The following is a 6,000-nucleotide window of genomic DNA, read 5'->3' on the forward strand; positions in this document are numbered from 1 at the left end:
CGAAGCGGGCGCCATTCTAGGGGATGTTGCTGCCGTTAGCAATGGGTCTACAGGGATGAAACTGATGCTGCAAGCCGGGAAAATCATTACGCAGACGCGCCAACATTGCCTGGTCCACCAGACGCCTGGCCGCACTATCGACCTGAACGACATAGAGCCTCCCAAGCTTTTCCACCGACTCCACACGAACATCATAGCCCTGCGCCCGTAATTGCGACTGCCGCGCACGGGCATAGTCCTCACGGCTGAACACCCCTAGAGATAACTGACCCGCATGCACCCCCTGAGTCACAATAAAACTATCAACCCCCTGCTCCTGCAAACGCGCAAGGCGCTGCATCTGCGCCTCCCGACCACCAGGCACCGACATCAACAGCCAATAATCAACACTGTCCGGCACATCACGCCGAATCACGTACGCCTGAATATTCAGAGCAAGCAACCGCTGACGCAACTGCCCCGCATCGGCCGACGACTCGAACTGACCGAGATTGACGCACAAGGTAGTACGCTCTTCGACCCGACCAGAGACTAGCGGAGCATCTACCGACGACTGCGCAGCATCGCGACCAGGCAGCCCACCCTCCAGCGCAGCGTCAGCTACCTGCCGCAAAACCTGACTTGCCCGCCCGTCCTGAAACTGCCACAAGCCATATAATATGTTGAGCAGTAGCAAGAACAGGAACAGCGAGCGCATCAGTCGGCCTCCATGGGACAGGCCAGAGCCAACCCTTCGAACACCAGATCATTGATGACATGACACTCACCCGGCAGCAGCTCAGCCATTCGCGCCGCATCCCCACCCGTCAGAATCACCACCATCGCATCACCCAGCAACTGACGACCAATGCGCAACTGCTCACGCACAAAACCAGCCAGCATCAACTCACAACCATACTCCACCGCCTCAGCAGTCGCCCGCCCCGGACTCGGCTCCAACAGATCCCCTTGCAAACTTCCTTCATAGCGGATCAGGCGCGTGTGGCGCTTGAGACTCGAGCGCAACAACTTGCTACCCGGCGCTATATAGCCGCCCAGGTGCTCGCCCTCAGCATTAACGAAGTCAACCGTCACCGCCGTCCCCAAATCAATGACCGTGCAGGCGCGCCGGCACAATTGATAACCAGCAACCAGGGCCAACCAGCGATCCATTCCCAGCTTGGCGTAATCCGCATAACCATTGCGCACCCCTGCCAGCATCTGACTACCCTTTGCCAGCACCGGGTGCAACTTCAACCAACTGGTCAACTGGTCCATCACCACCTGGGTTTCATCAGCCGAGCGCACGCTAACCAGGCGACAGCCACGAATTTCGCGCTCCTGCCCACCCAAAAGCCGCTGCAACTCCACCAGATCCGGCGCCATATCGCGATCACGCACCCGCCCCTCACGATCGAGCAGACGCCATTTGATCAAGGTGTTCCCGCAATCCAGCTCAAGTAGCATCATTCAACCTCAGGCTCACCTCGCCCCCACTCAGTTGCTGCTCACCATCTACTGTCAGCAACCTTAGCGCCCCTCGCTCAGTTACGCCCCGATTCAACCCTTCAACAACACTGGCGCCGGCCGTTACTTTGACCTCAAGCCCGTGCCACGCATCATACTCAGACCAGCGCTGAGCAAAGGGCGCAAAACCCTGAACCCGAAACAACTCCATAGCCGCATCCAACCGAGCAACGAAGTCGGCCACCATGGTATTGCGATCCAGACTGCCCCCCTGGCCAGACAAGCGCAGCGAAGTCCAGGCCTGATCAATCTCCGAAGCCGGAGCCGTCATCAACACATTCACCCCAACACCAATGACAGCTGCACATTCGGCAGTGAGATCGCCAGCCACCTCAACCAGGATGCCGGCCAGCTTGGCACCTTCAAGCAATACATCATTGGGCCATTTCAAACGACAGCCTTTATAACCTGCAGCCTCAAGCGTATCGACCAACACCATCCCGACCATCAGACTCAGACCTTCGAGCCGCTGCGCCCCACTATCAAATGGCACGACCACCGTCATATAGATGTTTTGCCCATAAGGACTCTGCCAAACTCGACCACGCCGCCCACGCCCAGCTGTCTGCCGCTCCGCCAGACACACCAAGGGACGCATACCACCGACACTCAACAGTCGCTGAGCCTCAGCATTAGTTGAGTCTAACTCCTGATGCAGATACCACTCCCAGCCTTCCGCCCGCGTCGCCGGCAGCAGCTCAATAATTTGCGACTGATCGAGCAGACTTGCCCCTCGCGGCAAGCGATAGCCTTTGCCACGCACACTTTGCAAAGGAAAACCCTGCTCTTCCAGACGCTTCAAGGCCTTCCAGACAGCCGCACGGCTAACGCCCAGCCGCTCGCCCAACGCCTCACCGGAATGAAAGCGCCCATCAGCCAGAAGTTTTAAAAGCTGTTGCAGCATGATTAAAAACCGCCACCCAAACAGACCCAGCATCATACCGCCCAGCGCGCCCGGAATGAATTGGAAATACTTATTTATGGCCACCATCCAGGAGAAAAGAATCACAACGACATCCAATCACTATGACCATTTATCGCAACAGACCAGCCCCTCACCACCCGTACAACATTGTTTGACGCAAAAACTGAGCGCACTGGCTTTGAGTCCTGTAGAATGTCCGCCTATTTTCAAACCAAACCGGCTATCAGAGAACGTCATGACTGATCTATCCCTTTATCGCAATATTGGTATCTTCGCCCACGTTGATGCCGGCAAAACCACTACCACTGAACGCATCCTCAAGCTCACCGGCCGTATTCACAAGCTGGGCGAGGTTCACGAAGGTCAATCCACTACCGACTTCATGGAGCAGGAAGCCGAGCGCGGCATTACCATTCAGTCCGCAGCCGTTAGCTGCTTCTGGAAGGGCCACCGCTTCAACGTCATCGACACCCCCGGCCACGTTGACTTCACAGTAGAAGTCTATCGCTCGCTGAAAGTACTCGACGGCGGCATTGGCGTATTCTGCGGCTCCGGCGGCGTTGAGCCGCAGTCCGAAACCAACTGGCGCTACGCGAACGATTCCAAGGTCTCACGCCTGATCTTCGTCAACAAGCTGGATCGTATCGGCGCTGACTTTATCCGCGTCACCGAGCAGGTTAAAAACGTACTGGGCGCCAAGCCGCTGATCATGACCCTGCCAATCGGCCGTGAAGACACGTTCTGCGGCGTTGTCGACCTGCTGACTCGCCAGGCCTACGTCTGGGACGAAACTGGCGTGCCGGAAAACTACAGCGTTCAGGAAGTCCCGGCCGACATGGTCGATGACGTTGAGACCTACCGCGAGCAACTGATTGAAACCGCCGTGGAAATGGACGACGAGCTGATGATGGCTTACATGGAAGGCGAAGAGCCGTCCATCGATGACGTCAAGCGCTGCATCCGCAAGGGCACTCTGGAGCTGGCCTTCTTCCCGACCTACTGCGGCTCGGCGTTCAAGAACAAGGGCATGCAACTGCTGCTCGACGCCGTTGTCGACTACCTGCCGTCTCCGACCGAAGTCAACCCGCAGCCGCTGACCGACGAAGAAGGCAACCCGACCGGCAAGTTCGCCATCGTTTCTCCGGACGAGCCCTTCCGCGCCCTGGCATTCAAGATCATGGATGACCGCTTTGGCGCCTTGACCTTCTGCCGCATCTACTCAGGCAAGCTGGCCAAGGGTGACACCATCCTGAACTCCTTCACCGGCAAGACTGAGCGCGTCGGCCGCATGGTAGAGATGCAGGCTAACGAGCGTAACGAACTGACCAGCGCCCAGGCCGGTGACATCATCGCCATCGTTGGCATGAAGAACGTTCAGACCGGTCACACCCTGTGCGACCCGAACAACGAGTGCACCCTGGAAGCGATGGTCTTCCCCGAGCCGGTAATCTCCATCTCCGTTGAGCCGAAAGACAAGGGCTCCACTGAGAAAATGGGTATCGCCATCGGCAAGATGGTCGCAGAAGATCCGACCTTCCGCGTTGAAACCGATCCGGATTCCGGCGAAACCATCCTCAAAGGCATGGGCGAGCTGCATCTGGATATCAAGGTCGACATTCTCAAGCGTACTTACGGCGTTGAACTGGTGGTTGGCCAGCCGCAGGTTGCCTACCGCGAAACCATTACCCGTGAAGTCAGCGACAGTTACACCCACAAGAAGCAGTCGGGCGGTTCCGGTCAGTACGGTAAGATTGACTACGTCATTCGCCCTGGCGAGCCGAACTCCGGTTTCACCTTCAAGTCCAGCGTTGTTGGCGGTAACGTTCCGAAGGAATTCTTCCCGGCCATCGAAAAGGGCTTTGCCTCGCTGATGGACACCGGCCCACTGGCCGGCTTCCCGGTACTGGACGTTTCCTTTGAACTGACCGACGGTGGCTACCACGCCGTTGACTCCTCGGCTATCGCGTTTGAAATCGCAGCCAAGGGCGCGTTTCGTCAGTCCATGCCCAAAGCCGGCCCGCAAATGCTGGAGCCGATCATGAAGGTCGACGTCTTCACTCCTGAGGACCACGTTGGTGACGTGATCGGCGACCTGAACCGTCGTCGCGGCATGATTGGCGGTCAGGAAGCTGGCGTAACCGGCGTACGTATCAAGGCCGATGTACCGCTGGCAGAAATGTTCGGCTACATCAGCACCCTGCGTACCATGACCTCCGGTCGCGGTCAGTTCTCGATGGAGTTCTCTCACTACTCGGCCTGCCCAGCCAACGTAGCCGAGGCCGTAATCGCCAAGGAAAAAGAGAAGAAAGCCGCCAAGAAATAAGGCTCACGCCAACTCTTGGACAGAAGACGCCTGATGCTTTGCATCAGGCGTTTTTTTATGCCTGGCAGTTATCCCCCGGACAACTCGGCACACCCCTAGCCGGACACAGCACACCTCACTCTCCCCTAAGCCACAACCCAGGCAACCTCACGCCAGCCGATACTCGATCACCCAGCGCAGCTCAGCCAATCAGCAACATTATGGCAACCTTCAAAGCTGGCAGCAGCACACGGCAAGGAAGGATACCGCCAGCAAGAGCTGACGATCCTACGCAGGCAAGCAGCAGGTAGCGAGGGTCTTGTGCTGAAGCGATGTATGTCGTCAGCCAGCTATCGTTTGATAGCCCAGCAGGCAGAGGAGAACCCTGCAGACAGAATACAGGACATACAGCGTGCCTTGTCCTGAGCCTGACTGGCGGATGGCGCAGGTTTTTTCAGTGCCCCAATAAAAAACCCCGCCGATTGGCGGGGTTTCCTATTTTGTGCTTGACGATGACCTACTCTCACATGGGGAAGCCCCACACTACCATCGGCGATGCGTCGTTTCACTGCTGAGTTCGGAATGGGATCAGGTGGTTCCAACGCTCTATGGTCGTCAAGCAATTCTTTAGCGGTGTCGTGTTAGCTGGTAGCTTTCACGCCATCGCGAATTGGGTGTTGTGATTGAAGCACATGCTAGGTTTGCAATCTCATGTGGAGTTCCACATTGTCTGTACGGTGTCTTGCCACACCCCAGATTGCTTGGGTGTTATATGGTCAAGCCACACGGGCAATTAGTACTGGTTAGCTCAACGCCTCACAACGCTTACACACCCAGCCTATCAACGTCGTAGTCTTCGACGGCCCTTTAGGGGAGTCAAGCTCCCGGTGAGATCTCATCTTGAGGCAAGTTTCCCGCTTAGATGCTTTCAGCGGTTATCTTTTCCGAACGTAGCTACCCGGCAATGCGTCTGGCGACACAACCGGAACACCAGAGGTTCGTCCAACCCGGTCCTCTCGTACTAAGGTCAGCCCCTCTCAAATCTCAAACGTCCACGGCAGATAGGGACCGAACTGTCTCACGACGTTCTAAACCCAGCTCGCGTACCACTTTAAATGGCGAACAGCCATACCCTTGGGACCGGCTTCAGCCCCAGGATGTGATGAGCCGACATCGAGGTGCCAAACACCGCCGTCGATATGAACTCTTGGGCGGTATCAGCCTGTTATCCCCGGAGTACCTTTTATCCGTTGAGCGATGGCCCTTC

At 57.0% G+C, this 6,000-nt stretch carries 4 protein-coding genes and 2 rRNA genes (1 of these 6 cut by a window edge); 1 reads left to right on the forward strand and 5 read right to left on the reverse strand.

From position 1 onward, the window contains the following. Positions 1–16: 16 nt before the first annotated feature. The 3 genes from BVH74_RS03520 to birA are packed head-to-tail and all read right to left on the reverse strand — an operon-like array spanning position 17 to position 2,515. On the reverse strand, positions 17–697 hold the full coding sequence (locus BVH74_RS03520) for an SPOR domain-containing protein (RefSeq protein ID WP_080048735.1): 681 nt from the start codon (positions 695–697) through the stop codon (positions 17–19). Beyond that, the gene (locus BVH74_RS03525) at positions 697–1,446 is read right to left on the reverse strand and encodes a type III pantothenate kinase (protein WP_080051605.1); all 750 of its coding nucleotides are present in this window, start codon (positions 1,444–1,446) and stop codon (positions 697–699) included. Before BVH74_RS03525 ends, BVH74_RS03520 begins: the two co-directional genes overlap by 1 nt. Then, the gene (gene birA, locus BVH74_RS03530) at positions 1,436–2,515 is read right to left on the reverse strand and encodes a bifunctional biotin--[acetyl-CoA-carboxylase] ligase/biotin operon repressor BirA (protein ID WP_231705564.1); all 1,080 of its coding nucleotides are present in this window, start codon (positions 2,513–2,515) and stop codon (positions 1,436–1,438) included. The genes BVH74_RS03525 and birA overlap by 11 nt, the downstream gene beginning before the upstream one ends. A 151-nt stretch (positions 2,516–2,666) precedes the next feature. On the opposite strand from birA, the gene fusA reads away from it, so the two are divergent. Next, positions 2,667–4,754 (forward strand): elongation factor G, encoded by a 2,088-nt coding sequence (gene fusA / locus BVH74_RS03535; RefSeq protein WP_080048736.1) that lies wholly within the window; start codon positions 2,667–2,669, stop codon positions 4,752–4,754. Positions 4,755–5,237: 483 nt separating this feature from the next. Here fusA and rrf read toward each other — a convergent pair. Together rrf and BVH74_RS03545 are read right to left on the reverse strand one after the other, a co-directional pair. After that, positions 5,238–5,353: ribosomal RNA gene (rrf, locus tag BVH74_RS03540) — 5S ribosomal RNA — on the reverse strand. A 152-nt stretch (positions 5,354–5,505) separates the two neighbouring features. After that, a 23S ribosomal RNA gene (locus BVH74_RS03545) occupies positions 5,506–6,000 on the reverse strand (it continues 2,395 nt past the right edge of the window).

Source organism: Halopseudomonas phragmitis, assembly GCF_002056295.1.
GTDB lineage: Bacteria > Pseudomonadota > Gammaproteobacteria > Pseudomonadales > Pseudomonadaceae > Halopseudomonas > Halopseudomonas phragmitis.